24 protein-coding genes are annotated in these 25,515 nt (G+C 65.8%); 14 read left to right on the top strand and 10 right to left on the bottom strand.

Features of this window, described 5'->3' with window-relative positions; genetic code table 11:
* Positions 1–131: 131 nt before the first annotated feature.
* From CBY09_RS13085 to CBY09_RS13060, 6 genes are all read right to left on the bottom strand, one after another.
* Complete coding sequence (locus CBY09_RS13085; RefSeq protein WP_094290036.1) at positions 132–1,502, bottom strand: SH3 domain-containing protein; 1,371 nt, start codon at positions 1,500–1,502, stop codon at positions 132–134.
* A 30-nt stretch (positions 1,503–1,532) separates the two neighbouring features.
* Positions 1,533–2,969 carry a prephenate-dependent tRNA uridine(34) hydroxylase TrhP gene (gene trhP / locus CBY09_RS13080; protein ID WP_094290035.1) on the bottom strand — a complete coding sequence of 479 codons (1,437 nt, stop codon included), beginning with the start codon at positions 2,967–2,969 and terminating at the stop codon, positions 1,533–1,535.
* A gap of 34 nt (positions 2,970–3,003) precedes the next feature.
* Positions 3,004–3,933 carry a tRNA 2-thiocytidine(32) synthetase TtcA gene (ttcA, locus tag CBY09_RS13075; RefSeq protein ID WP_094290034.1) on the bottom strand — a complete coding sequence of 310 codons (930 nt, stop codon included), beginning with the start codon at positions 3,931–3,933 and terminating at the stop codon, positions 3,004–3,006.
* A gap of 181 nt (positions 3,934–4,114) precedes the next feature.
* A complete protein-coding gene (locus tag CBY09_RS13070) occupies positions 4,115–5,179 on the bottom strand; it encodes a homocysteine S-methyltransferase family protein (protein ID WP_094290033.1) in 1,065 nt (354 codons plus the stop codon).
* Positions 5,176–5,724: a GNAT family N-acetyltransferase gene (locus tag CBY09_RS13065; protein WP_094290032.1), complete on the bottom strand. Its 549-nt coding sequence runs from the start codon at positions 5,722–5,724 to the stop codon at positions 5,176–5,178. Before CBY09_RS13065 ends, CBY09_RS13070 begins: the two co-directional genes overlap by 4 nt.
* Positions 5,718–6,179, bottom strand: coding sequence for a rhodanese-like domain-containing protein (locus tag CBY09_RS13060; RefSeq protein WP_094290031.1), 462 nt, complete (start codon positions 6,177–6,179; stop codon positions 5,718–5,720). The genes CBY09_RS13065 and CBY09_RS13060 overlap by 7 nt, the downstream gene beginning before the upstream one ends.
* Positions 6,180–6,289: 110 nt before the next feature.
* Here CBY09_RS13060 and pdxR point away from each other — a divergent pair, with 110 nt between their 5' ends.
* The 7 genes from pdxR (at position 6,290) to CBY09_RS13030 (ending at position 15,974) form a co-directional block, all read left to right on the top strand.
* Complete coding sequence (pdxR, locus tag CBY09_RS13055) at positions 6,290–7,762, top strand: MocR-like pyridoxine biosynthesis transcription factor PdxR (protein ID WP_094290030.1); 1,473 nt, start codon at positions 6,290–6,292, stop codon at positions 7,760–7,762.
* A complete protein-coding gene (recQ, locus tag CBY09_RS13050) occupies positions 7,759–9,666 on the top strand; it encodes a DNA helicase RecQ (RefSeq protein WP_094290029.1) in 1,908 nt (635 codons plus the stop codon). The genes pdxR and recQ overlap by 4 nt, the downstream gene beginning before the upstream one ends.
* A 144-nt stretch (positions 9,667–9,810) precedes the next feature.
* Entirely contained in the window at positions 9,811–10,656 is an 846-nt protein-coding gene (locus tag CBY09_RS13045) for a hypothetical protein (RefSeq protein ID WP_094290028.1), read from the top strand.
* Positions 10,657–11,591: 935 nt separating this feature from the next.
* Positions 11,592–12,791 carry a threonine ammonia-lyase gene (locus tag CBY09_RS13040; RefSeq protein ID WP_094290217.1) on the top strand — a complete coding sequence of 400 codons (1,200 nt, stop codon included), beginning with the start codon at positions 11,592–11,594 and terminating at the stop codon, positions 12,789–12,791.
* Between the two features lie 75 nt (positions 12,792–12,866).
* The gene (locus CBY09_RS23870; RefSeq protein WP_165773906.1) at positions 12,867–13,013 is read left to right on the top strand and encodes a hypothetical protein; all 147 of its coding nucleotides are present in this window, start codon (positions 12,867–12,869) and stop codon (positions 13,011–13,013) included.
* Between the two features lie 89 nt (positions 13,014–13,102).
* Positions 13,103–13,813 carry a 7-cyano-7-deazaguanine synthase QueC gene (queC, locus tag CBY09_RS13035; protein ID WP_094290027.1) on the top strand — a complete coding sequence of 237 codons (711 nt, stop codon included), beginning with the start codon at positions 13,103–13,105 and terminating at the stop codon, positions 13,811–13,813.
* A 289-nt stretch (positions 13,814–14,102) separates the two neighbouring features.
* Entirely contained in the window at positions 14,103–15,974 is a 1,872-nt protein-coding gene (locus CBY09_RS13030; protein WP_094290026.1) for a phosphoenolpyruvate carboxykinase (GTP), read from the top strand.
* A 195-nt stretch (positions 15,975–16,169) separates the two neighbouring features.
* Here the strand turns inward: CBY09_RS13030 and CBY09_RS13025 are convergent, their stop codons facing one another.
* Positions 16,170–16,610, bottom strand: a complete 441-nt coding sequence (locus CBY09_RS13025; protein WP_094290025.1) for a hypothetical protein — start codon at positions 16,608–16,610, stop codon at positions 16,170–16,172.
* Positions 16,611–16,735: 125 nt separating this feature from the next.
* On the opposite strand from CBY09_RS13025, the gene CBY09_RS13020 reads away from it, so the two are divergent.
* The 4 genes from CBY09_RS13020 (at position 16,736) to CBY09_RS13005 (ending at position 20,235) form a co-directional block, all read left to right on the top strand.
* The gene (locus CBY09_RS13020) at positions 16,736–17,704 is read left to right on the top strand and encodes a LysR family transcriptional regulator (protein WP_094290024.1); all 969 of its coding nucleotides are present in this window, start codon (positions 16,736–16,738) and stop codon (positions 17,702–17,704) included.
* A gap of 12 nt (positions 17,705–17,716) precedes the next feature.
* On the top strand, positions 17,717–18,562 hold the full coding sequence (locus CBY09_RS13015; RefSeq protein WP_094290023.1) for a metallophosphoesterase: 846 nt from the start codon (positions 17,717–17,719) through the stop codon (positions 18,560–18,562).
* A 114-nt stretch (positions 18,563–18,676) separates the two neighbouring features.
* Positions 18,677–19,099, top strand: coding sequence for a universal stress protein (locus CBY09_RS13010; protein ID WP_094290022.1), 423 nt, complete (start codon positions 18,677–18,679; stop codon positions 19,097–19,099).
* A 197-nt stretch (positions 19,100–19,296) separates the two neighbouring features.
* A complete protein-coding gene (locus tag CBY09_RS13005) occupies positions 19,297–20,235 on the top strand; it encodes a fasciclin domain-containing protein (protein ID WP_094290021.1) in 939 nt (312 codons plus the stop codon).
* A gap of 78 nt (positions 20,236–20,313) precedes the next feature.
* On the opposite strand, the gene CBY09_RS13000 is transcribed toward CBY09_RS13005, so the two are convergent.
* Entirely contained in the window at positions 20,314–20,928 is a 615-nt protein-coding gene (locus tag CBY09_RS13000; RefSeq protein ID WP_094290020.1) for a TetR/AcrR family transcriptional regulator, read from the bottom strand.
* A gap of 127 nt (positions 20,929–21,055) precedes the next feature.
* Positions 21,056–21,967: a LysR family transcriptional regulator ArgP gene (locus CBY09_RS12995; RefSeq protein ID WP_094290019.1), complete on the bottom strand. Its 912-nt coding sequence runs from the start codon at positions 21,965–21,967 to the stop codon at positions 21,056–21,058.
* Between the two features lie 172 nt (positions 21,968–22,139).
* On the opposite strand from CBY09_RS12995, the gene CBY09_RS12990 reads away from it, so the two are divergent.
* Positions 22,140–23,477, top strand: coding sequence for a D-amino acid dehydrogenase (locus CBY09_RS12990; protein ID WP_094290018.1), 1,338 nt, complete (start codon positions 22,140–22,142; stop codon positions 23,475–23,477).
* Positions 23,478–23,510: 33 nt separating this feature from the next.
* Here the strand turns inward: CBY09_RS12990 and CBY09_RS12985 are convergent, their stop codons facing one another.
* On the bottom strand, positions 23,511–24,194 hold the full coding sequence (locus tag CBY09_RS12985) for a hypothetical protein (RefSeq protein ID WP_094290017.1): 684 nt from the start codon (positions 24,192–24,194) through the stop codon (positions 23,511–23,513).
* Between the two features lie 96 nt (positions 24,195–24,290).
* Here CBY09_RS12985 and CBY09_RS12980 point away from each other — a divergent pair, with 96 nt between their 5' ends.
* Both CBY09_RS12980 and CBY09_RS12975 read left to right on the top strand, forming a co-directional pair.
* Entirely contained in the window at positions 24,291–24,941 is a 651-nt protein-coding gene (locus CBY09_RS12980) for a TetR/AcrR family transcriptional regulator (RefSeq protein ID WP_094290016.1), read from the top strand.
* Positions 24,938–25,513, top strand: coding sequence for an NAD(P)H-dependent oxidoreductase (locus CBY09_RS12975; RefSeq protein ID WP_094290015.1), 576 nt, complete (start codon positions 24,938–24,940; stop codon positions 25,511–25,513). The genes CBY09_RS12980 and CBY09_RS12975 overlap by 4 nt, the downstream gene beginning before the upstream one ends.
* The last annotated feature ends 2 nt before the right edge of the window (positions 25,514–25,515 follow it).

Here is a 25,515-nt window from a genome sequence, read left to right as displayed (position 1 = left end):
GCGTGCCAGGCGCTGGCTGGCAAACCCCATGGGCGATCTCCGAAACGATGCTACCCAAAACCACCGGGGGCGGGGGACCTGCTCGGGCCGTTGGCAGGTTGCAGGCCACAGCGCCCCTCCTCAGGGGCCGCTCAGGTGCACTCCTGATCCACCCAATGCCCGGCCCGGAACCACTGGCCGTTGATGTTGAGGTACCAGCGCCATTCAAAGATGGGCTCAAAACTCATGCCACCGGGCGAAGGCGTGTCGATGCGCAGGATGTCGGCCACGCCATCGCGGTCCAGGTCGATCTCGTGCACCAGCACGGCGGTGTTCTTGCGCTGGGGCTTGTCCCGGATGGGCGGGTCGGCGGGCTGCATCCAGCTGGTGGCGTAGCGCCGGGTCTTTACCTTCACCGCATCGGGCGGCAGCTTGCCGGGCACCACCAGGCGGGCCAGCACCTCGGCGCTTTCCGGCAGCCGGGCGTAGCCGCGCAAGGGCTGGGCTTCCTCGCCGGGGTCATTGAACCCCCGGCCGGGGTAGTGGCCACCGCAGTAGTGCTCTTCATTGCTGATGTCCCAATAGCGCTGGCGCACGGTGTGCCCCCCCACCAGGCCCTGGTGGGTAATGGCATAGAGGGTCAGCGCAGGGGCAAAGGCCTGGTCGGCAGTGCCCACGTCCCAGAAACCGGTGACGTATTCGATTTCGGGCCCGCTGTGGCGGTTGAACCGGCCCACCGGAGCGCCCGTGGGGATGACGCTGATGCGGGTGCCTGCCACGGCGGCCAGGCCATCGGCGTCGGTCTCGTGCAGCAGGGCCACGCTGGTGTGGCTGCGGAAGTACGACGGGGCAATCGCTGGCAAGTTAGGCTTGGAGGCCAAAGGGGTCACGGCGGGAATGTGGTCCACGGCACGGGTGGCCAGCTTCAGGTCGTCCAGCGGGTTGATGGGGCTGCCCCGGTCGATCTCCTGCTCGGGCCGCAGCACCACGCCAGCGCGCATGAGCTTCTTGGCGGCTTCCCACTCAGCTCGGGTGGGGTACTGCACCGGCATTTCATGCGCGTGGCTCTTGGCCAGCGCGGGCAGTTGCAGGGCCGGCGGACGCGGCAGGGCGTTGCCGTATGCGCGCAGGCGGTTGGGTGACGGAGCGACCCAGAAGGCGCGGGCGGCGTCCTTGCCCGCCTGGGCCAGGGTGAGGGGCTGGTCGGCCAGGAGGTTGCAGGCCACATGGGCTTGCAGGGGCTCGGCCAACGGCGGGCCCAGGCGGGCATCGCCTGCGTAGAGCACGGCACACCAGCCGTCGCGCTCGGTGAGCTGTTGCAGCACGGTGTTGGCAGGCACCTGGGCCACCACGCGCGCCTGTGACTGGGCCGACTCGCGCAGGTTGACCCAGGAGCCCTGCACATAGCGCTGCTTGGCGGGGGCGACGGTGGGGGCCTGGGCGCTGGCACCGCCAGACAAAACCACACCAAGCACAGCAGCCGCAACGACCCGGTGGGGGCTGCATTCAAAAAAAGTTGTCATGCGGGAGCCCCCGGGGTCGTTATCAAAAAATCAGGCGGCCAGCGCAGGCTCTGCCGCCGCCGCAGGCGGCTGCGATTCGATGACGCGTGCCAGCAGCGCGCCGCTGTAGCGTGCAGGCAGCGGGATCCACACCCGCACCGGGCTGCCTTGCGCCACCTGTACGGGTTGGCCTTCCACGTTGCGCATCTCGTGCAGGCGCACGGTGGTGTTGCCGCTGGGGTGCACGACCTCGATCAAGTCGCCCACGGCAAAGTGGTTCTTGGTTTCGACCTGCACCCAGTCGCCTTGCAGGCCCACTCCCGACTGACCTTCAGCTCCCAGCACCTCGCCCACGTACTGGCTGCGCTGGGTTGCCGAGTGGCCGCTGATGTAGTTCTGGTAGTCGTTGCTGGGGCGGCGCTCCAGCAGACCGCCGGTGTAGCCGCGGTTGGACAGGCCTTCCAGCTCGATCAGCAGCTCGGGGTTGAACGGGCGGCCGGCCACGGCATCGTCGATGGCGCGGCGGTACACCTGGGCGGTGCGGGCCACGTAGTACAGGCTCTTGGTGCGGCCTTCGATCTTGAGCGAATCGACACCGATCTGCGTCAGGCGGGCCACGTGCTCCACCGCGCGCAGGTCCTTGCTGTTCATGATGTAGGTGCCGTGCTCGTCCTCCATGATGGGCATGAGCTGACCGGGGCGGCCGGCTTCTTCGATCAGGTAGACCTTGTCGGCCTTGGGGTGGCGCTGGCCGCTGCCGGTGGTGGAGAACGATTGCTCGGCCTTCTGCTGCGCGGCCTCGAAGTTGAAGTCGCCTTCCATCTTCTGCGCAATGGCTTCGCCCGTGGTGGGGTCGATGTCAGCGTCGTGTGTGGCGTAGTTCCAGCGGCAGGCGTTGGTGCAGGTGCCCTGGTTGGGGTCGCGGTGGTTGAAGTAGCCGCTGAGCAGGCAACGGCCCGAGTACGCGATGCACAGCGCGCCGTGCACGAACACTTCCAGCTCCATGTCGGGGCATTCCTGGCGGATTTTTTCGATCTCGTCCAGGGCGAGCTCGCGCGAGAGGATGATGCGCTCCACGCCCATCTTCTGCCAGAACTTCACCGCCGCCCAGTTGGTGGTGTTGGCCTGCACCGAGAGGTGCACCACCTGCTCGGGCCATTTTTCCTTGACCATCATGATCAGGCCCGCGTCGGCCATGATGAGGGCGTCGGGCTTGCAATCGATCACGGGCTCGATGTCGCGCAGGTAGGTGCGGATCTTGTCGTTGTGCGCAATCAGGTTGCTGGTGACGAAGAACTTCTTGCCGCGTGCGTGGGCTTCTGTAATGCCTTGGCGGATCTGCTCCAGCTTGAACTCGTTGTTGCGCGCGCGCAGGGAATAGCGCGGCTGCCCGGCGTACACCGCGTCGGCGCCAAAGTCGTAGGCAGCGCGCATCTTGTCGAGCGAGCCTGCGGGCAGGAGGAGTTCGGGGGCTTTGAGCGTGGTCATGGGGTGGCCCAATCTAAAAAACGTCGGTGTCAGGTCAGCGGGGCATCAGGGGCAGGCCGCCCAGCATGCCCACGGCCTGTGCTGGAAACTCTTCGGCATCAAACGCCTTGTCGCCATCGGCGTCCTGCACGCCGTTGGGCACCAGGCCCTTGAAGTCGAACTGGCGCGTGTCCATGAAGTGCGAGGGCACCAGGTTGCGCAGCGCCACGGCCATGTTCTCGATGCGGCCCGGGTAGAGCTGCTGCCAGTCGCGCAGCATCTGGCCGATCTGCTTGCGCTGCAGGTTCTCCTGGCTGCCGCACAGGGTGCAAGGGATGATGGGGAAGTTGCGAATCTCGGCCCAGCGCGTGAGGTCGTCCTCGGCCACATAGGCCAGCGGGCGGATGATGAGGTGGTCGCCCCGGTCGCTTTGCACTTTGGGTGGCATGCCCTTGAGCTTGCCGCCGAAGAACATGTTCAAAAAGAAGGTCTGCAGCATGTCGTCGCGGTGGTGGCCGAGCGCGATTTTGGTGCAGCCCAGCTCGTCGGCCACGCGGTACAGAATGCCCCGGCGCAGGCGGCTGCACAGGCTGCACATGGTCTTGCCCTCGGGGATGTGCTCCTTGACGACGCTGTAGGTGTCCTGCGTTTCGATGTGGAAGGGCACACCCACCTGGGTCAGGTATTCAGGCAGCACATGGGCCGGAAAGCCGGGCTGCTTCTGGTCCAGATTGACGGCGATCAGCTCGAACCGATTGCCGTTGCGCTGCTGCAGCAAACGCAGCACGTCCAGCATGGCGTAGCTGTCCTTGCCGCCCGACAAGCACACCATCACCTTGTCGCCGTCTTCGATGAGGCCAAAGTCGCCAATGGCCTGGGCCACTTGGCGCACCAGGCGCTTTTCGAGCTTGAGCGCGGCGTGGGCGGCGGCTTTCTCGGCAGCCTCCGCAGAGGGGGTGTCGGGCAAGGTGGCGATAACGGACATGGCAAACAGACCGGGGCTGACAGAGGGTACGGAAAAGACTTCAGCGGAAAGGCGCAAGGGTGCCGCAGCTTCCGGCGGCACGCAATGCGCTACCGCAGGGCGGTGGCGCATTAATTGCTACATATTTAGTAGCTACAAGCGCTTGATGGTCGCGCGCAAGCGGCCAATTTTTCTCAAATTTTCAGGCTTCTCCAGGGTAAAACATCTTGCGCGTGGGCACATCGGCCACCGCCTTGGCAATGGCGCCGATATGGTCCGGCGTGGTGCCGCAGCAGCCGCCCAGGATGTTGACCAGCCCCTCGGCCGCGAACTCGTGCACCAGGCGGCTGGTGATCTCGGGCGTTTCGTCAAAGCCGGTGTCGCTCATCGGATTAGGCAGCCCGGCGTTGGGGTAGCAGCTGATGAAGGTGTCCTCGGCCACGCGGTTCAGCTCCTGGATGTAGGGGCGCATCAGCGTGGCGCCCAGGGCACAGTTCAGGCCGATGGCCAACGGGCGCGAATGGCGCACGCTGTGCCAGAAGGCCGTGACGGTCTGGCCCGACAGGATGCGGCCCGAGGCGTCGGTGACGGTGCCGCTGATGATGAGGGGCAGGCGCTGGCCGCTGTTCTCAAAATACTCGTCGATGGCGAACAGCGCAGCCTTGGCGTTCAGGGTGTCGAAGATGGTCTCGACCAGCAGCACGTCGGCGCCGCCTTCGACCAGCGCCTCAGTCTGCTCGTAGTAGGCAGCGCGCAGGGTTTCGAAGTCGATGTTGCGCGCGCCGGGGTCATTCACATCGGGGCTGATACTGGCCGTCTTGGGCGTGGGGCCCAGGGCGCCCGCCACAAAGCGGGGCTTGTCGGGCGTCGAATACTTGTCGCAGGCAGCGCGCGCCAGCTGGGCAGAGCGCAGGTTCATCTCGCGCGCCAGCTCGGCCATGTGGTAGTCCTCCTGCGCCACGGTGGTTGCGCCGAAGGTGTTGGTCTCGATGAGGTCGGCCCCGGCCGCCAGGTACCGCTCGTGGATGTCGCGGATCACGTCGGGCCGGGTGATGCTGAGCAGCTCGTTGTTGCCCTTCACGTCGTACGCAAAGTCCTTGAACCGGTCGCCCGCGCCATCGGGCCCGGTGTAGCCCTCGCCCCGGTACTGCGCCTCGCCCAGCTTGAAGCGCTGGATCATGGTGCCCATGGCGCCGTCGAGGATGACGATGCGTTGGGCGAGGATGTCGGGCAGTTGCGCGGCGCGCGTGTAGGCAGGCGTTTTCATCCCCCGATTGTAGAAACCCGCTCAGCAGCCGGGCTCGCCAGGGGTTTCGGCGCCTTCGGCACAACCTCGCCACAAACCAGGGTGTAACGTTGCTTGGCCAGCCGCGTGGCCCCCAGCCGGTCATAAAAGCGGATCGCGCCTTCGTTCCACACGGGGGTTTGCCACTGCAGCTGCGCGCAGCCCAGAGAGCGCGCGCGGCACACGGCAGCGTCCAGCAATGCGCGGCCCAGCCCCAGGCCCCGTGCCGGCGGGTCCAGGTACAGGCAGTCCAGGTGCAGAAAGGGCTGCGCCGCCAGGGTGGCGTAGTCCAGGGTGGCACTGGCGTAGCCCACGGCGCACCCATGGAGAAAACCCAGCCAGGCGTTCAGCCGCCCGGCTTCGAGCCCGTGCGCAAGCCGCTCGGCGTGGCCGTCGGCGCAGTGCGGAATCTGCTCGTAGGCCGCATGCGCAGCGCACAGGCGGGCCAGCACTTCGGCATCGGCCGCCAGCGCGGGGCGCAGGGCCCAGCCCGCAGGGGGCGGGCTGGTAGCCGTGGCGGTCAACATGCGCACTCGATGGCGGGCCGGGCGGCGGGCATGGTGCCGCGTTCGGGGCCGGTGGCCACGGGCTGGCCATCGCGGATCCAGAAGTCCAGGCCGCCCAGCATCTCCTTGACCGTGAAGCCCAGGCGCGCGAGCTTGTAGGCGCCCTTGGTCGAGCCGTTGCAGCCGATGCCGTCGCAATAGGTCACGTAGACCTTGCTGCGGTCCAGGTGGGCCGTGCTGTCCGCGTCCATGGTGCGGTGGGGAAAACTCACGGCGCCAGGCACATGGCCTTGTTCGTAGTGCGCGGGCGAGCGGGTGTCGATCACCACGATGGCATCGATGCCGTTGCGCAGGTCTTCGGCTACATCCCAGGCATCGGCATGAAAGCTGAGCTTGGCGGCCATGTAGTCGCACGACTGCGCGGGGGTGGGGGCGGGAAAGGCCAGAACGCTGGAGGCGGGGGCGGGATGGGTCATGGGGCTCCTTGAGTGATGCAGTGGTGATGTACCGATGGCTGCCAGTGTGCGCTGCTTTGGCCTTATAAATGAGGCCAATTTATCGATGAACATAAGACCAATCTGTTTCCATGGCCACGATCAAACCCCGTCTTTTGTTGGCGCTGATGGAAAACCAGGCCGACGGCGGGCGGCGGGCACGCCTGTGCGCCGCCCTGCGCGAGGCAGTGCGCAGCGGCCAGGCCGTGCTGGGCGAGCGGCTGCCGTCCAGCCGCCACCTCGCACAGGACTTGGGCCTGTCGCGCGTGACGGTGGAGGCCGCCTATGCCCAGCTGGAAACCGAGGGCTACCTGCGCCGCCAGGTGGGCCAGGGCAGTTTTGTGGCCATCGACATGGAGGCCGCTGCGCCGCGCCAGGCCAGTGGCGCCCTCCGCCCGGCGGGCGCTGCGGGCGCGCTGCGGCTGTCGGCCCGGGGCCAGCGCATGGTGGACACCGGGGGCTGCCACGAGCCCGAGCGTCCGCGCGCCTTTGTGGCAGGCAGCCCGGACCTGCAGGCCTTTCCCACAGGCCTGTGGCGCCAGTTGCTGCAGCGACGGCTGCGGCAGGACGCGGCGGCGTTGATGTTCTATGGCGACCCCCAGGGCCTGCCCGCGCTGCGCGAGGCCATTGCGCGCTACCTCGGCCAGTCGCGCGGGGTGCGTTGCCACGCGGGGCAGGTGCTGGTGCTCACGAGTTCGCAGCAGGCGCTGCAGCTGCTGTCGGCCACGCTGCTGGACGACGGCGATGCGGTGTGGATGGAAGACCCGGGCTACGCGGGCGCCCGCACGGCCTTCAGCGCCAGCGGGGCCCGCCTGGTGGACATGCCCCTGGACGGCGAAGGCGCCACGCTGGACCCGGCGCGCCCTGCCCCCCGGCTGATCTACCTCACGCCCTCGCACCAGTTCCCCACGGGCCAGGCCATGTCGCTGGCGCGGCGGCTGGCCTTCATCGCCCACGCCCGGGCCACCGGGGCCTGGCTGGTCGAGGATGACTACGACAGCGAATTTCTGTACGACCACCAACCCACCCCGGCGCTGCAGGGGCTGGACGACCAAGGCCAGGTGGTCTACATCGGCACCTTCTCCAAATCACTGTTTCCGTCGGTGCGGCTGGCCTACATGGTGCTGCCCGAGGCGCTGGTCGCCCCGCTGGTGACGGCGCGCACCATCTACGATGGCCACCCCGCGCAGCCCATGCAGGCGGTGGCGGCAGATTTCATGAACCAGGGCCACTTTGCGGCCCACCTGCGGCTGATGCGGCAGCTTTACCGCAGCCGCCGCGACGTGCTGCTGCAGGCGCTGCACAGCCACCTGCCCTGGGCCACCCCTATGGACAGCCGGGGCGGCCTGCAGATGGCCGTGCGCCTTCCCGAAGGAAGCGAGCAGGCGTACACCCGCCAGGCGGCAGCCCTGGGCATTGCCACCCCCAGCCTGAGCGCGCTGTACCACACGGCGCCTGCCATCGCAGGCTGGCGTCTGGGCTTTGCGGCCCTCCCGCCCGAAGCCATTGATGCGGCAGCGCGTGCGCTGGAGCGCATCGGCGCTCATGGACAATACCGGGGATGAATGTGATCGAAATTTCTGCCCCGGGCGAGACACTGTCGGCCTGCTCCGCCGTTCTGCACGAAGTTTTCGGTTACAAGGCCTTCCGGGGTGCGCAGGCAGAGATCGTCACGCATGTGAGCAATGGCGGCGACGCACTGGTGCTGATGCCCACCGGCGGCGGCAAGAGCCTGTGCTACCAGGTGCCCGCCATCGTGCGCCAGCAGCAGGGACGCGGGGTGAGCATCGTGATCTCGCCGCTGATCGCGCTGATGCACGACCAGGTGGGCGCACTGCACGAGGCGGGGGTGGAGGCGGCGTTCCTCAACTCCACACTGAGCTACGACGAGGCGCAGGACGTGGAGTTTCGCCTGCAGACGGGCGAGATCACGCTGCTGTATGCCGCGCCCGAGCGGCTGAACACGCCACGTTTCCTCGGCCTGCTCGACAGCCTGTACGAGGGCGGCCACCTGAGCCTGTTTGCGATTGACGAGGCGCATTGCGTGAGCCAGTGGGGCCACGACTTCCGCCCCGAGTACCGGGCGCTCACGCTGCTGCACGAGCGCTACCCGCAGGTGCCGCGCATCGCACTCACGGCCACGGCCGATGCGCTCACGCGCGAGGACATCGTCGAGCGGCTGCAGCTGCAGGACGCTCGCCTGTTCGTCAGCAGCTTTGACCGGCCCAACATCCGCTACACGATTGTCGAGAAGAAGGACGCCACCACCCAGCTGCTGCGCTTCATCGAGCGCGAGCATGCAGGCGAGGCAGGCGTGGTGTATTGCCAGTCGCGCAAGCGGGTGGAAGAGCTGGCCGCCACGCTGTGCGACGCGGGCCTCACGGCCCTGCCCTACCACGCAGGGCTGGACACCAAGGTGCGCCAGAAGAACCAGGACCGCTTTCTGCGCGAGGAAGGCATCGTGATGGTGGCCACCATTGCGTTCGGCATGGGCATCGACAAGCCCGACGTGCGCTTTGTGGCGCATGTGGACATGCCCAAGAACATCGAGGGCTACTACCAGGAGACCGGCCGCGCAGGCCGCGACGGGCTGAATGCCGACGCCTGGATGGCCTATGGCCTGAACGACGTGGTCAACCAGCGCCGCATGATCGACGAAAGCCCGGCGGGCGAGGAGTTCAAGCAGGCGCTGCGCGGCAAGCTCGACGCTCTGCTGGCGCTGGCCGAGGCCACCGACTGCCGCCGGGTGCGGCTGCTGGCCTACTTTGGCGAGCAGTCCACGCCGTGCGGCAACTGCGACAACTGCCTGAACCCACCGGCGGTATGGGACGGCACGGACGCCGCACGCAAGCTGCTGTCCACCATCTACCGCGTGCACGCGGCCAGCGGGCTGACCTTTGGCACAGGCCACATCATGGACATCGTGCGCGGCAAGGACACCGAGAAAGTCCAGCAGTTCGGGCACGACAAGCTCTCGACCTTTGGCGTGGGCAAGGAGTATTCCGAAGCGCAGCTGCGCGGCGTGCTGCGCCAGCTGCTGGCCACGGGCGCCGTGGGCCTGCGCAAGGTGATGCTGGAGAGCGGCCACAGTTTTGACACCCTGAGCCTCACCGAAGGCTCGCGCGCCGTGCTCAAGGGCGAGGTGCCGGTGCAGCTGCGCGAATCCACCGCCGCCGCACCCGCCAAACGCGCGCGCACCCGCAAGGGCACAGGGAGCGCCCCACCGGCCGCTGCCGCGAATCTGGGCCCGGATGCACAGGTGCGCTTCATCAACCTCAAGTCCTGGCGCGCCGAGGTGGCGCGGGAGCACAACCTGCCCGCGTATGTGATCTTCCACGACGCCACACTGGCCGCCATTGCCGAGCGCAACCCCGCGTCGCTGGACGACCTGCAGGGCATCAGCGGCATGGGGGCGAAGAAACTGGAGGCGTATGGGGCGGAGGTGCTGCGGGTGGTTGGAAACAACTAGTCAGGGGTGGCCCGCGGACGATCAGTAAATCATCACGACGCCTTGCGAACAAATGCGTTACAAACCTGTTGGCCCGGGATACATTCAACTCGGCATTTCATTTCAACAGTCAGTTCACACATTCATTCAAGAGAGGGTATGTAGATGTTTTTTAAGAAATTGGTGGCTGCAGCACTGCTCACCGGGGCGGGCCTGGCGCAAGCATTCGCACCCCAAGCAGGCACTTGGATCGTGACATCCGAGATGGATGGCAAGCCAGGCCGTGGCTTCGGCATTGATGTACAGAACTCCACGATGGTGATGCAGATGTACGCGTACGAAAGCAGCGGCCAATCCACCTTTTATCTTGCTGTGGGAGAGGTCATTGACAACAAAGTGACTGCATCACTGAACAAATACAACGGAGGTCGCTATTTTGGTAGCGGCGCTCGATCTGGAACTGATGCGGGCAGTGCGGGCAACGTGAGCATTCGTTTTACGTCCGGAACCACCGGATTCATCAAATTCCCCAACGAAGGCGAGATTGCAATTTCTCGTTTCAACTTCGGCTATGGTGCCGTTGCTGAAAGCCTGCGTGGATTCTGGACATTGAATTCGATTGGGTCTGAAGGCCTGCAGTCGGATCTGGTGGAGCTCTCCAGGAACCTGGGCGCCACAGCCAATGGCAATGGCCTGATGGCCAATGCAGGGGAGACCTTTGGCTGTGAACACCAAGTGCGGGGCTCCCTAGCTGGCAACGTGCTGTGCGCCAAAATCAACGGCAGTGGCCAATTGCTGCGCACCTACGTACTGATCTACAGCGTGAATGAAGGTGAAGGGTACTCGCAAGCCTCTGCCACCAGCACCCAGCAGTCCCTGCAAGTGCGACGCATTACGACGCCTAAAGGTGTTGGCACGGGGCTGTTCTACAAGGATGCTGAACAGGGCTCGGGTCCGAGCGCTCTTCGGCAGCAGATCGAACATATCTCCCGTTTCGGTATGACGCAGTAAACGCTCCTGGGGCCCATACCACAGGGCACTACAGGTCCATACCCTGCAGATGTGGGTCGATAGGAACCGCAGACCGCACGGCAGGGTGTGCCACCAAAGCGCGCCATCGGCTGGACGGTACTCTTGACCACCCAGTCCTCGACAGGCCGAGCCGCCAGAAATCGACCGAAAACCCGTAAGTCGTCTTGATCAAAAGCCCGGCATGCCATGCCGCGCTGCACCCATGCGCCACTCCACCTTCAAGCAGATGGCGCAATGGCTGAATTGCTTTGGCGCTGCTGCCGGGGTACCCAGCGTCGCATCGCGCCGATTCTTCCCACTTCTGACGCCCAGCCGTGCCCATCAAGCAGAGGTAGCAGGGCCATAGAGCGTGCCGGGCACATGCCCCTGTGTGCAGGCCTGCTGCAACGCCCATAGCATGGACTTCGGCTTGCGCGATGCACACGCCTGCTTCTAGGGTGGGCTCAGGCTGGAAAACACCACGCCGTCGGGCAAACCCCGGCAGCTTTGCAGGAGGCCAACGCACAAACCCAGGGCAACTGGCGGAGGCACGGCGGCGTCCAGCAGATCACCTCGGCGTTGTTACGGCAGTCAAAGTTTTCGAGAAACACAGCTTCCGTTGTGCTTGTCCTGCTTGCAAGTGCTGAAGCTGGCCATGGGGTGGTGGTACCCCGTCACGCGGGCAAGGCCTCGCAGGGCTGGCGCTCGTCACCGTTGAGCTGACGGCGGTTAGGGCAGAATCTTCTGCAGGGAAAGAGTGACTCAGGGCACGCACTTTGAGTCTGAACACTATGGTTTTATAGCTATCAGTGCCTATTGGATATGGTGACGGCCTTCCTGATTCCAATAGTCCGCAGTAAAGCCAACCGGTGCCAGTCCACGCCCCCTGTGCAACCCTGTGGCGGCCCTATGCAGCCGTGCGCCACAATGGCGCCATGCTGACCCTTCAAGACATCCGCGACGCCGCCACCCGCCTACAAGGCCAGGTGCTGGACACCCCCTGTGTCGAATCCAAGACACTCTCGCAGATCGTGGGCGCGCAGGTGTTCCTCAAGTTCGAGAACCTGCAGTTCACCGCTTCGTTCAAGGAACGTGGCGCCTGCAACCGGCTCACGCTGCTGTCCGAGGACGAACGCGCCCGGGGCGTGGTGGCCATGAGCGCGGGCAACCATGCGCAGGGCGTGGCCTATCACGCGCAGCGCCTGGGCCTGCGCGCAGTGATCGTGATGCCACGCTTCACGCCCGCCGTGAAGGTGGAGCGCACGCGCGGCTTTGGCGCCGAGGTGGTCCTGCACGGCGACACGCTGGAGGAAGCCCGCGCCCACGCCTACGCGCTGGCCGATGCGCAGGGCCTGACCTTTGTGCACCCCTACGACGACGAGGGCGTGGCCGCAGGCCAGGGCACGCTGGGCCTGGAGATGCTGCAGGCCGTGCCCGACCTGGACACGCTGGTGATCGCCGTGGGCGGCGGCGGGCTGATCTCGGGCGTGGCTACGGCCGCCAAGGCCATCAAGCCCGGCATCGAGATTGTGGGCGTGCAGACCGCGCGCTTCCCGGCCATGGTGAACGCGGTCAAGGGCACGCACCACCCGCAGGGCACCTCGACCATTGCCGAAGGCATTGCCGTGGGCACGCCGGGCAAGATCACGCAGGAGATCGTCAAGCGCCTGGTGGACGACCTGGTGCTGGTGGACGAAGGCGACATCGAGCAGGCCGTGCTGATGCTGCTGGAGATTGAAAAGACGCTGGTCGAAGGCGCAGGGGCTGCTGGCCTGGCGGCGCTGGTGCGCTACCCCGAGCGCTTCCGGGGCAAGCGCGTGGGCCTGGTGCTGTGTGGCGGCAACATCGACCCGCTGCTGCTGGCAGCCATCATCGAGCGCGGCATGGTGCGGTCTGGCCGCCTCGCACGCATCAAGGTCAGCGCGCGCGACGTGCCGGGGGTGCTGGCGCGCATCACAGCCACCGTGGCCGACGCGGGCGCCAACATCGGCGAGGTGCACCACCAGCGCGCATTCACCATGCTAGCCGCGCAGAACGTCGAGATCGAGCTGGTGCTGCAAACCCGCAGCAAGGCCCATGTGGACGAGGTGCTGGAGCGGCTGCGCACGGCGGGCATGGAAGCCGCGCTGATGTGACCCCTATGGCCTGCTGGCCGCCCTGGCATGCAGGCGGCTAGAATTGCGCAAGTTTTCAGCATCTGGAGCCCCACCATGTCCGACCACAACACTTCTCACGCCCCTCAGACCGCAGCGCACGATCCCGTGGAAAACGTTGTGCCCATGATGCCCCTGGTGCTCCCCGTGGTCGGTGGCGTGCTGATTTTCCTGCTGGCCTTCATCGCCGTGTTCATGGCCTGATCCGCACGCAAGGCTGCCAAACGCCCCGCGCTGCGGGGCTTTTTTTTGCCCCCGCCTTCCCCGTTCCCCCTTAGACCAGGAGCCCCCCCATGCGACCCGGACACGCACTTGTTCTTTTTTCTGGAGGCCAGGACTCCACCACCTGCCTGGCCTGGGCGCTGGAAAACTTCACCCATGTGGAAACCATCGGCTTCGACTACGGCCAGCGCCACCACATCGAACTGCAGGCGCGGCAGACGGTGCTGACATCGCTGCGCGCGCGGTTTCCACAGTGGAACGCCCGGCTGGGCGACGACCACATGCTGGATCTGGCGGTGCTGGGCCACATCAGCGACACCGCGCTGACCAGCGACGCCGAGATCCAGATGACCGCCGCCGGCCTGCCCAACACCTTTGTGCCGGGGCGCAACCTGCTGTTCTTCCAGCTGGCGGCGGCCGTGGGCTACCGGCGGGGTCTGCACACCCTCGTGGGCGGCATGTGCGAGACCGACTTTTCGGGCTACCCCGATTGCCGCGACGACACGCTCAAGGCCCTGCAAGTGGCCGTGTCCCTGGGCATGGGACAGCGCTTCACCTTCGATACCCCGCTGATGTGGCTGGACAAGGCCGAGACCTGGGAACTGGCCCGGGCCCTCGGTGGGCAGGCACTGGTCGATCTGATCGTGAACGACTCGCACACCTGCTACCACGGCGTGCGCGACACGCTGCATGCCTGGGGTTATGGCTGCGGCACCTGCCCGGCCTGCGCGCTGCGCAAAAGCGGCTATGAGCGCTGGAAAGGCAGCCCGACCAGCCCGTGAGGGAGGAAATCCACAACGCATAACCCCATGTTTTTTTTGCATGGTTTTGACCCCTGTCTGACAGACAAACGGGCGGCAGATTCATAAAATTGACATCCCAGCCGACCCGCGGATTCCGTGGAATAGCCTCCACACCGTGGGGCTGACACACGCTCCCGCCCGCCGACTGAGCACGAAAGCCGTTTTTTCAAAGGCAGCGCTCAGCACCGCAACTGCGCCAGGCCTTGCCGCGTCCCGCCCGGTCCGCTTCCTTTGAAAAAACTGTTTTTCAACTTAGGAAGCTCCCCCGATGAACGCACCCACCATGCAGGGCCTGAATCTCAACGCCCCGTCCTACGTCAAAAACGCCCGGCTGCTCGCCTGGGTGGCCGATATGGCCGCCCTGTGCAAGCCCGAGAGCATCTACTGGTGCGACGGCACGAAGGAAGAGTACGACCGCCTGTGCCAGCAGCTGGTCGATGCTGGCACCTTCAAGAAGCTCAACCCCGCCAAGCGCCCGGGCAGCTTCCTGGCCTGGTCTGACCCATCGGACGTGGCGCGCGTGGAAGACCGCACCTACATCTGCTCGGCCGCCAAGGAAGACGCCGGCCCCACCAACAACTGGATGGCCCCCGCCGAGATGCGCGCCACGCTGCAGCCCCTGTTTGACGGCTGCATGAAGGGCCGCACCATGTACGTGGTGCCCTTCAGCATGGGCCCGCTGGGCAGCCACATTGCCCACATCGGCGTGGAACTGACCGACAGCGCCTATGTGGCCGTGAACCAGCGCCTGATGACCCGCATGGGCAAGGCCGTGTACGACGTGCTGGGCGTGGAAGGCGAGTTCGTGCCCTGCATGCACACCGTGGGCGCGCCGCTGGCTGAAGGCGAAAAGGACACCACCAGCTGGCCTTGCAACCCCAAGGTCAAGTACATCGTCCATTACCCCGAAACGCGCGAAATCTGGTCGTATGGCTCGGGCTACGGCGGCAACGCGCTGCTGGGCAAGAAGTGCCTCGCACTGCGCATCGCGTCCACCATGGGCCGCGACCAGGGCTGGCTGGCCGAACACATGCTTATCCTGGGCGTGACCAACCCCGAAGGCAAGAAGTACCACGTGGCAGCGGCCTTCCCCAGCGCCTGCGGCAAGACCAACTTCTCGATGCTGGTGCCGCCCGAGGCGGGCTTTGCGGGCTGGAAGGTCACCACCATCGGTGACGACATCGCCTGGATCAAGCCCAATGCCGACGGCAAGATGTACGCCATCAACCCCGAGGCCGGCTACTTCGGCGTGGCCCCCGGCACCAACATGCACACCAACCCCAACTGCATGCGCAGCCTGGACAAGGACGTGATCTTCACCAATGTGGCCCTGACGGACGACGGCGACGTGTGGTGGGAAGGCATGGAAAAGGACACCGGCAAGCTGCCGGACCACCTGATCGACTGGCAAGGCAAGGACTGGACGCCCCAGATCGCCAAGGAAACCGGCGCCAAGGCGGCCCACCCCAACTCGCGCTTCACCGTGGCTGCCACCAACAACCCTGCCCTCGATGCACAGTGGGACGACGCCAACGGCGTGGCCATCGATGCCTTCATCTTCGGCGGCCGCCGCTCCACCACCGTGCCGCTGGTGACCGAAGCCCGCACCTGGACCGAAGGCGTGTACATGGCCGCCACCATGGGTTCCGAAACCACCGCCGCCGCTTTTGGCGCCCAGGGCGTGGTGCGCCGCGACCCGTTCGCCATGCTGCCTTTCTGCGGCTACAACATGAGCGACTACTTCCAGCATTGGCTGAACATGGAAGGCAAGATTGCCGCCACTGGCAAGGCGCTGCCCAAGGTGTTCTGCGTGAACTGGTTCCGCAAGGACGAGGCGGGCAAGTTTGTCTGGCCCGGTTATGGCGACAACATGCGTGTGCTCAAGTGGATGATCGACCGCATCGAAGGCCAGGCCCAGGGCCAGGAAACCATGTTTGGTGTGGCCCCTCAGTACGCCGAAATCAACTGGACGGGCCTGGACTTCAGCGCCCAGAAGTTCGACGCCGTGACCAGCATCGACAAGGCCGCCTGGGCCGAGGAGTTCAAGCTGCACGATGCGCACTTCCAGCAGCTGGCGTACCACCTGCCCCAAGCCCTGCTGGACACCAAGGCCGCTCTGGAAAAGCGCCTGGCAGCCTGATATTGCTGTACTAGTACCTAAGAAGCTTTCCCTTCAAAGTCGCTCTGCTTTCTGGCAGAGCGGCTTTTTTTGCGCCTGGCTTGCGGGGCACGACAAGCCCCAGTCGCCAGGAAAAAGGCATAAAAAAAGCCGTGGCAGGCCACGGCTTTCAATGAATTGCTTCCTCGCCGCCCACCAGTGCGGCGGGTTCGGTGGTCAGTAGTACTTGCGGATGTCTTCCACCGTGGGGATGCCCATCGCGTGGTTCAGTTCGGCCATGATGCGGGGGTCCTTCATGGCGACTTGCCAGGTGCGCTCGTCTTCGGCGGCGCGGCGGCGGCTCTCGGCCCATGCCTGCACACCAGCGCGCAGGGCAACGCCGGCGCGGCGTGCGGGGGCGGTGAGCAGGGCCAAGGCGGCAAACGCCACCAGCCACAGCACCATCCAGGCGGCCAGCAGGTGGCCTTCGCTCCAGGTGTCGATCACCTGGTTGGCCACCACCAGCAGTGCGGACACCACGGCCGCGAGCAGGAGGGAGGCAGCGCCGCGGGCGCCATCAAAGCGGGCAGCAGCGCCCTTCAGGGCTGCAGCGGCGTTTTCGGCGCGGACAACGCCGGGGTGTTCAGTGGGGTATTCAACGTGTGCAAAGGCGGTCATTTCGGTTTCCCTTTTCTAACGCTTGTGGCGAGATTGCCGGGCGATGGGGTGATATTAGGGTTTACCCTTTGCATGTTCAAGTTTATATTTTGAATCATAGATATTCACAATGGTGATGACTAACCATGACGCCCCTGAACTTCTGCACCCTGGACCTGAACCTGCTGCGCGTTTTCGACGAGGTGATGGCGGAGCGCAGCCTCACGCGCGCGGCACACAAGCTCTCAATCACCCAGCCCGCCGTAAGCAACGCCATGCGGCGCCTGCGCGAGGTGCTGGGGGATGAGCTGCTGGTGCGCAGCGGCCAGGGGGTGGAGCCCACCCCCCGGGCGTTGGCGCTGTGGCCGCCAGTGCGCGAGGCCCTGGCCCATCTGCAGGAGTCCCTGGCACCAGGCCTTTTCGACCCGGCCACCGCCGAATCCACCTTTGTGCTGGCCATGGCCGATGCCACGGCCGCCACGCTGGTGCCTGCCCTGGTCGAGATCATTGAGCGCGAAGCGCCCGGCATTGCCATCCGCGTGCTGCCACTGACCACGCGCGACCCGCGCCGCCTGCTGGACGAAGAAGCCGCCGACATGGCCGTGGGCTACTTCCCGGCTGCACTGGCCGACCTGACGGCCCGCGCCCAGTCGGGCGGCGTGGTGGCGTTTGAAAGCCGCCGCCTCTACGACGGCGAATATGTGTGCGTGATGCGCCAGGGCCATCCGCTGGCGGATGCCCCCCTGACGCTGGACGCCTACTGCCAGGCGCGCCACATGCTGGTCAGCTTCTCGGGCCGACCCTTTGGTTTCATTGACGAGGCCCTCGCCTCGCTGGGGCGTGAGCGCAAGGTGGTGATCACCGTGAACCAGTTCTTCACAGCGGGGCGGGTGGTGTCGGGCTCGGATCTGCTCACCGTGCTGCCACGCCACTTTGTGCCCGTGACCGGCATTGCCGACAAGCTGGTGCAAAGGGCTTTGCCGCTGGATGTGCCCCCGGTGCACGTGGACGCACTGTGGCGGCGCCGGGGCCCGCAGCAGGCGGCCATGACCTGGCTGCTGCATGCACTGGCGCGCTCTGCGCGGCGCACTTTCCCGGAACAGGAGAGCCCGTAGACTGTGTGCTGCATGAACATCCAGCTCCTGTCCGACCTCCACCTGGAGGCCCATCCCCACTTTGTTCCCGAACCCGCCCCCGGTGCCGACGTGCTGGTGCTGGCGGGGGATGTGGGCTCCTACCAGCCCGGCTCGCAGTTGGCCGACGACGACTTTGGCCTGGCGCGCTTTTCGCCGCTGCCCCAGAACGCGGGCTGGCCCACGCCCGTGCTGTTTGTGCCCGGCAACCACGAATACGACGCGCAGGACTTCGACGCCGCACACTTGCGCCTGCGCCAAACCTGCGACCGCCTGGACATCGTCTGGCTGGAGCGCGAAACCATGGTGCTGCAGGGCGTCCGCTTCGTGGGCACCACGCTCTGGAGCGACTTTGACGCCCTGGCCGACCACGAAGGCAGCACCGACCTGGCCCGGCGGCTGAAGCTGCGCGACAAGGCCTTCCGCGCCGCCAATTTCTACCTGCGCAAGACCGGCGGCACGCGGCATGGCGAGCCGTTCCTGGCCGAACCCCTGCGCGAGCAGGCCCTGGCCTGCCAGGAGTGGCTGGCCGCCGCACTGCAGCAGCCGTTTGATGGGCCGACGGTGGCCGTCACCCACTTTGCGCCCAGCCTGAAAAGTGCCGACCCGCGCTATGGCCTGGTGCCCGGCACGGCAGGCTTCTGCAACGCTCTGGACCACCTGCTGCCCCATGCGCAGCTGTGGCTGCATGGCCACCTGCACGCGCCCAGCGACTACCTCGTGGAAGGCGCGCACGGTGATGGTTCTGCCTGGAAGTGCCGCGTGGTCGCCAACCCGCTGGGCTATGCCCGCAAGGGGGAACAGGCCACCTTCCGGCCTTGCTGGACGGTCACCGTATGATCCAGCGCGCGGTTCTTGTGAATTCGCCACGCGCCGGACAAAAAAGCATGACCCAGGTCAAGACAACAGGCACCTGCGCAGAGTAGTCTGCCTTATCCCTTCTCGGAGAACACCATGAACATCCTGCTTGCTGTCGATGGCAGCGCCTACACCAAGAAAATGCTGGCCTACCTGGCCACCCACGAAGAACTGCTGGGCGGCACCCACACCTACACCGTACTGACCGTGCAGGCCCCGCTGCCCGCCCGCGCCCGCGCGGCCCTGGGCAAGGAAGTGGTGGACGCCTACCACGCCGAAGAGGCCGAAAAAATCCTCGCGCCCGTCTGCAAGTTCCTGGGCCGCCATGGCGTGGATGCCAAGCGCAGCGTCAAGGTGGGCACCGTGGGCGAAACCATTGCCAAGGTGGCCGACACCGGCAAGTTCGATCTGCTGGTCATGGGCTCGCATGGCCATGGCGCCATTGCCACGCTGGTGATGGGCTCGGTCACCACCCAGGTGCTGGCCCACAGCAAGGTGCCTCTTTTGATCGTGCGCTGAGCGACTGGCCGGGCTCCCTCGCCGGGAACTCTCCCGTCCCGCTGCCTCCGCCCTGCCTGCGCAGGGCATTTTTTTGCCCATCCAATACCAATCGGTCCACAAATAACTGATTGGTTTACTTTTGCACCGATTGGTTATAAATTCGCTCCGCGCCCATCCTGGCGTGTCATTTCCATCGATACCGAGAGGAGCGACCCATGAACACCGCATTCAACCGCCGCACCGTGCTGATGGCCGCCGCCCTGGGCGCGGGCACCACCCTGTTGCAAGCCTGTGGGGGCAGCGATGACGAGCCCCAGCGCAACATCGTCGAACTGGCGCAGAACACTCCCGACCTGAGCATCCTGGTCGAGGCCGTCACGGCTGCCGGGCTGGCCAACACCCTGAGCACCGGCATGCTCACCGTGTTTGCCCCCACCAACGCCGCCTTTGCGGCGCTGCTGACCGAGCTGGGCGTGACCAAGGAAGCGCTGCTGGCCAACAAGCCCCTATTGACCGCCGTGCTGACCTACCACGTGCTGGGAAGCAAGGTAATGCGGGCCGATGTGCCGCTGGGCAAGGCGATCACACCGGTGTCAGGCGGCTTCTTCAAGATCGAGTCGAACAACGGCCTCAAGATCACCGACGGCCGCAACCGCATGAGCACCATCACCAGCACCGACATCCAGGCCAGCAACGGCGTGGTGCATCTGGTGGACAAGGTGCTGCTACCCGCCGACAAGGACATCGTCGCCACGGCTTCGGCCCTGCCGGACTTCAGCATCCTGGTCGAGGCCGTGGTGGCTGCAGGGCTGGTGACCACCTTGCAGGGCACCGGCCCGTTCACGGTGTTCGCCCCCACCAATGCCGCCTTTGCCGCCCTGTTGACCGAGCTGGGCGTGAGCAAGGCCGAGCTGCTGGCCAATACCGCGTTGCTGACCAAGGTGCTGACCTACCATGTGGTGCCCGCACGCGTGCTCAAGGCCGAAGTGCCCGTGAACACTGCCATCACCACCGTGCAGGGTCAGACGTTCACCATCAACTCCAACCTCGTGATCACTGACCAAAACATGCGCACCAGCAACATCACGGCCGCCGATGTGTTCACCAGCAATGGCGTGATCCACGTGGTGGACAAGGTGATCCTGCCCAAGTGATCCCCGGGGTTGCCCCCACACGCAAGAAAGCCCGGCATGCCGGGTTTTCTTGTTTGTCAGGTGAGACCAGGAAATGGCCTAACGCGCCGCCAACCCGTCAAAACAGGTACGCACCACCAGGTCCACGATCTCCGCGTCCGAATACTGGCCGCTTTCCTTGAGAAAACTCACCACCGGGTCGCAGGCGCGGGCATAGAGGGTGTACAGCACCACGATGGGCGGCAGGCTGGGGCTAATCCCGCCCTGGGCCTGGGCCTCGGTGATCCATTCGCCGATCTGGTCACTCACGCCCACCAGGCCGTTGAGGTAGTCCTTGTTGGCCATCAGCACCGCGCGCAGCGTGGAGTTGCGGCTGGGCAGCAGTGGCATCTCGTTGGTCAGCAGGCGCTCCAGCGACCAGCGCACCAGGGCGCGCAGCTTGTCCAGGGGCGGCATCTCAGCGGGCAGGCCTGCCAGGTAGGTCTGCACACGCCCCAGGATCTGCACCATGGCGGCGCTGCACAGCTCTTCCTTGCTGCAGAAGTGCTTGTACAGGCTGGCCTTCGCAATGCCCACGGCATTGGCGACATCGTCCATGGTCATGGCGTCAAAGGCCTTTTCGCCCAGCAGACGGCAGGCCGACTGGAGGATGGCCTCCTCGCGCGCCTGGTGCATCTGCTCCTTGAACGAGACTTTGGGGGGCTGGGTTTGCATGGCCTATATTTTATACATTGCGGTAAAAAAATAAATGACTAAGTTGCAATGCAACTACGCCGTTCACGTTTTAACCAGCACAAAGTGTGCCTTCCACCGTGCGCTGAGGGAGTGCACGCAGGTGCGTTCAGGACACGAGCGACTGGGCGGCGGCACCGGTCAGCGCGGCCGACAGCGCATCGAGCAGTTCGGACTCCAGGTTCCAGCAATGCCAGTAGAGCTGGATGGGCAGGGACCGACCGGGCGCCAGGTCCACCATGCTGCCGTCGGCAATCGCGCCCCGCGCCAGCAACTCGGGCACCACGCCCACAGCCCAGCCTGCGGCCACGGCACGCATCTGGGCCTCGGAGCCGGGCACGAACAGGTGGTTGAGCGCCACGCGCTTGAGCCCGAAGGCGCGCGCCACAAACTCGGCCGCCATGTCGTCCTTGCGGTTGAACGACAGGAACGACACGTCGCGGAAGTTGTGCGGCGTGAGCCCTTGCGGCAGATGCTGCTCGGCATAGCTGGCCGAGGCCACGGCCACGTAGTGCATGGCCCCGAGCGGCACCATCTTGCAGCCGCGCAGCGCCTGCTTGAGCGTGGTCACACAGCCCAGCACCTGGCCCGAACGCAACCATTCCTGCGTGAAGTCCTGGTCGTCCACGATGATTTCGAGCGGCAGACGTTCGCGCACCAGGTCGTGCAGCGCGCCCATGGCCCAGGTCGCGATGCTGTCTGCGTTGATGGCAATCGAGATGCGCTCGTCCTCGCGCGTACCGCCAGGCGCGCTGGGCGCCAGCTCCTGCAGATCGCGCTCCAGGTCGGCGCGCAAGAGGCGCATCTGCTTCGTGTGCTTGAGCAAGAGTTGCCCCGCCGACGTGGGCCGCAGTGGCCGGCTGCGCACGATGAGCACCGAGCCCACCTGCGCTTCGAGCGCGCGCAGGCGCTGCGACACGGCCGACTGCGTGACGTTGAGGCGCTGCGCAGCGCGCTCGAAGCCACCCTCTTCAACGATGGCGGCAAGGCATTCCAGGGCGGCGGGGTCGTAGGTGCTCATGGCAAGGGTCTCCAACAAGGCGGTGCCAGAGTGCGCACTTTATTAGGCACTCTGATGTTTTTGGAGTAAGTTTAATTTTGCTTTTAGTTGAATGCAATGTCGCGCACACTGCGCCCCATCGTGTCCCGCACTGGGGCGTGTGGCACGCAAAGGCTCACAAGGCATTCCGCATATGAAAACCATTGTTCTCGGCGCCGGCATCATCGGCATCAGCACGGCGTGGCACCTGCTGGAACGCGGTCACGAAGTCATCGTGATCGACCGCCAGCCCGATGCAGCACTCGAAACCAGTTTTGCCAACGCCGCGCAGATCTCGGTGAGCTACTGCGAGCCCTGGGCCAACCGCGAGGCGCCGCTCAAGGCGCTCAAGTGGATGTTCGACAAGGAGGCGCCACTGCTGTTTCGTCCGCAGATGGACTGGCAGCAATGGCGCTGGGGCCTGCAGTTCCTCGCGCAGTGCAACGACGCGGCGTTCGAGCGCAATGTGGCCCAGATCGTGGCGCTGGGCGCCTACAGCCATGCGGCGCTGAAGGATCTGGTGAGCACCACCGGAATTGAATACAACCGGCTCGAACGCGGCATTGCCCACTTCTACACCGACCAGAAGTCGTTCGACGCCGCAGGCCACGCCGTGGAGCTGATGCGCAAGCATGGCGTGCAGCGCCGCCTGGTGAGCCGCGACGAGCTGCTCAAGATCGAGCCCGCCTTCAAGGCCTACGGCGACAAGATCACTGGCGGCACCTACACCAGCACCGACGAAAGCGGCGATGCCCGTGTCTTCACGCAAGAGCTGGCGCGCCGCTGCGCGGCACGGGGCGCGCAGTTCCTGTACGGCCACGATGTGCTGCGCCTGAACAAGATCGGAAATGCTATTGATTCTGTAGCTGTCATGGCATGCCAGCCGGGCGGTAGAGGCAAAAAAGACTTCATATTGAAGGCCGATGCCGTCGTGGTGGCCTGCGGTTCCTACAGCGCGCCGCTGCTGCGCAGCGTGGGCGTGGATCTGCCCATCTACCCCGGCAAGGGCTACAGCGCGACCTTCCCGCTGCTGCGGCCCGAAGGGGCGCCCATGGTCTCCACCATCGACGACGGCAAGAAGATCGCCATGAGCCGCCTGGGCAACTTCCTGCGCGTGGCGGGCACCATCGAGCTCAACGGCTGGGACCTGACACTCGACAGCTCCCTGGCCCGCGCCCGCTGCCACATGCTTTCGCGCCGCATCGAAGCTATCCTGCCCGGCGTGTGCGACACCCGCACCCCCGAGGAAGGCGGCAACCCCCAGTACTGGACCGGCCTGCGCCCGGCCACGCCCACCAACATCCCGTTCATCGGCCGCACGCGCGTGGGCAAGCTATGGGTGAACGCAGGCCATGGCACGCTGGGCTGGACGCACGGTGCAGGCTCGGGCAAAGCGCTGGCAGAGCTGATCAGCGGCCAGGTGCCAGCAATGAACTTCGGGTTCTGCGGCATGGAACAGGGCCATCGCACCTTGACGGCCAAGGCGGCCTGATCGGCAAACACGCTGCGCCATGGGCGCACGGTTTCACTTCGGAGGCAGGGTGGCCCCCGTCAGCCAGCCACCGGCGCCCTGCACCGGAGGCACCCCCGCCAGCATCACCACCAACGTGGCCGCCAGCAACACCCCCACCACCAGGGCCGCCGCCAGAACCGGGGCGCGCAGCCTGGGGGGCAGGTTCCAGTAGAGCGCACAGCCCACATGGGTGCACAGCGCCAGCACCGCCAGAAAGTAGTAAGGCCCGAAGAACCACTGCCAGGGTGGCCGGTGCATGCCCGCCGCCGCAAACTGCAGGTTGGTATCCACCCCATACAGGCGCGCCACCAGCACCGCCGTCACATGGATCAGCAGGAACAGTGACAGATAGCCCCCCGACACCGCCTGCGCCCACGCCACAGCACCTCGGCACTGGCGCCAACCACGCCACAGCAAGGTGAGGCCGCTGACCGCCTGGAACAGCACTCCCGCCAGCAGCAACCCCTCGACCACCGGCTGCCGGTAGACACTGCGCAGCACCTCCAGCACCCCCTGGTGCACGGCCACCCCCGCCAGGCCCGCCAAATGGCCGAGCACATGCGCCACCAGGAACAGCGCCAGCGCCAGGGCACTGCCCCGGTGCAGGGTGCGCAGGGCTGGGCGCTGGCGCCACACCCAGGTGCCGGCAAGTCCCAGGGCAGTGGCGCCCAAGGCGAGTTGGCTGGTGTCGTTCATGGCGGGGTTCTCCAGGTGGTGAGTTGGGTGGTTGGATGGCGGCAGAATAGGCAGCCCCGGCCTTGCCGGCTACTCGCATTGCGCTCAGGTTTGCCCATGTCCAAAGCCGTTTCATCCCCCAGGCGCACGCCCCGGCAGGAACGCTCCCAGTTCACGGTGGATGCCATCTTTGAAGCCGTGGCCCGCATCGTGGCCACGCAAGGCGAGGGCGCCCTGACCACCAACCGCATTGCCGAACTGGCAGGTGTGTCCGTGGGTTCGCTCTACCAGTACTTTCCGAGCAAGGAGGCCATCCTGGTGGCCATGCTGGACCAGCACTGCGACCGTGTGATGCTGGAGTTGGATGCACTGCTGGCCCAGGCGCGCACCGAGGGCTGGCCCCCCGAGCAGCAGGTGCGCCGCTATGTGCGCCACTACCTGCAGGCGTTTGGCGGCGGACCGCAGGAGCTGCGGGCTCTCGCCCGTCTGTCGTGGAAACAGGACTACCGCGCGACCATGCTGGTGTCGGTGCGGGGCAGCAGCGAACGCATCGCCCTGCACCTGCAGCGCATGGCCGACGAGCACCATCTGCAAGCGCCATCGGCCGCGCAGCTGTTCGTGCTCACGCGCGCCTTCATGGGGGCGGTGCGGGCTGCGTCGCTGGAGCAGTCGCCGCTGCTGGACAGCGCAGAGTTTGAGGATGCACTGGTCGCGCTGTGCCTGGCGTACCTGCAGCCCATGCAGGCCAGCGCTACGATGGCGCCATGACCACACCCACCGCTGCTCACTACCTGTTCCTCACCACTTCCACCCGCGAACCGGGCCATGTCGGCAACACCGAATGGCTGGCCCGGCAAGCCGCCGCCGCACTGCCAGCGGGTACCCCACAAACCTGGCACCACCTGGCCCGCATGGACCTGCCGCCTTTTGTGGACCAGCGCCACACCTCCGGCACCTACGCGCCGCCCGAGGGCGACATGAAAACCCTGCTCGACGCCACCCTGGCGGCCACACACATCGTTTTTGTGGCCCCGGTTTACTGGTACAGCATCCCCTCGCCGCTCAAGACCTACCTGGACCACTGGAGCGCCTGGATGCGCGTGCCCGGCCTGGCCTTCAAGGAACCCATGGGCGCGAAGACGCTGGCACTGATCACCACCAGCGGCGACCGCACCAAGGCCCAGCCCATGATCGACTCGGTGGCGCTGTGCGCGCAGTTTCTGTCGATGACCTGGGGCGGCGCACTGTGGGGCAAGGGCGGGCCACCGGGAGCGGTGCAGAATGATGCGCAGGCCGTGGCGGCGGCCAGCCGCTTTCTGACGGCGCCTGCCGCAGCCTGATC

This window comes from Acidovorax kalamii (genome assembly GCF_002245625.1).
GTDB classification, from domain to species: Bacteria; Pseudomonadota; Gammaproteobacteria; order Burkholderiales; family Burkholderiaceae_C; genus Acidovorax; species Acidovorax kalamii.
This window is presented reverse-complemented; position numbering and strand designations above follow the sequence as displayed.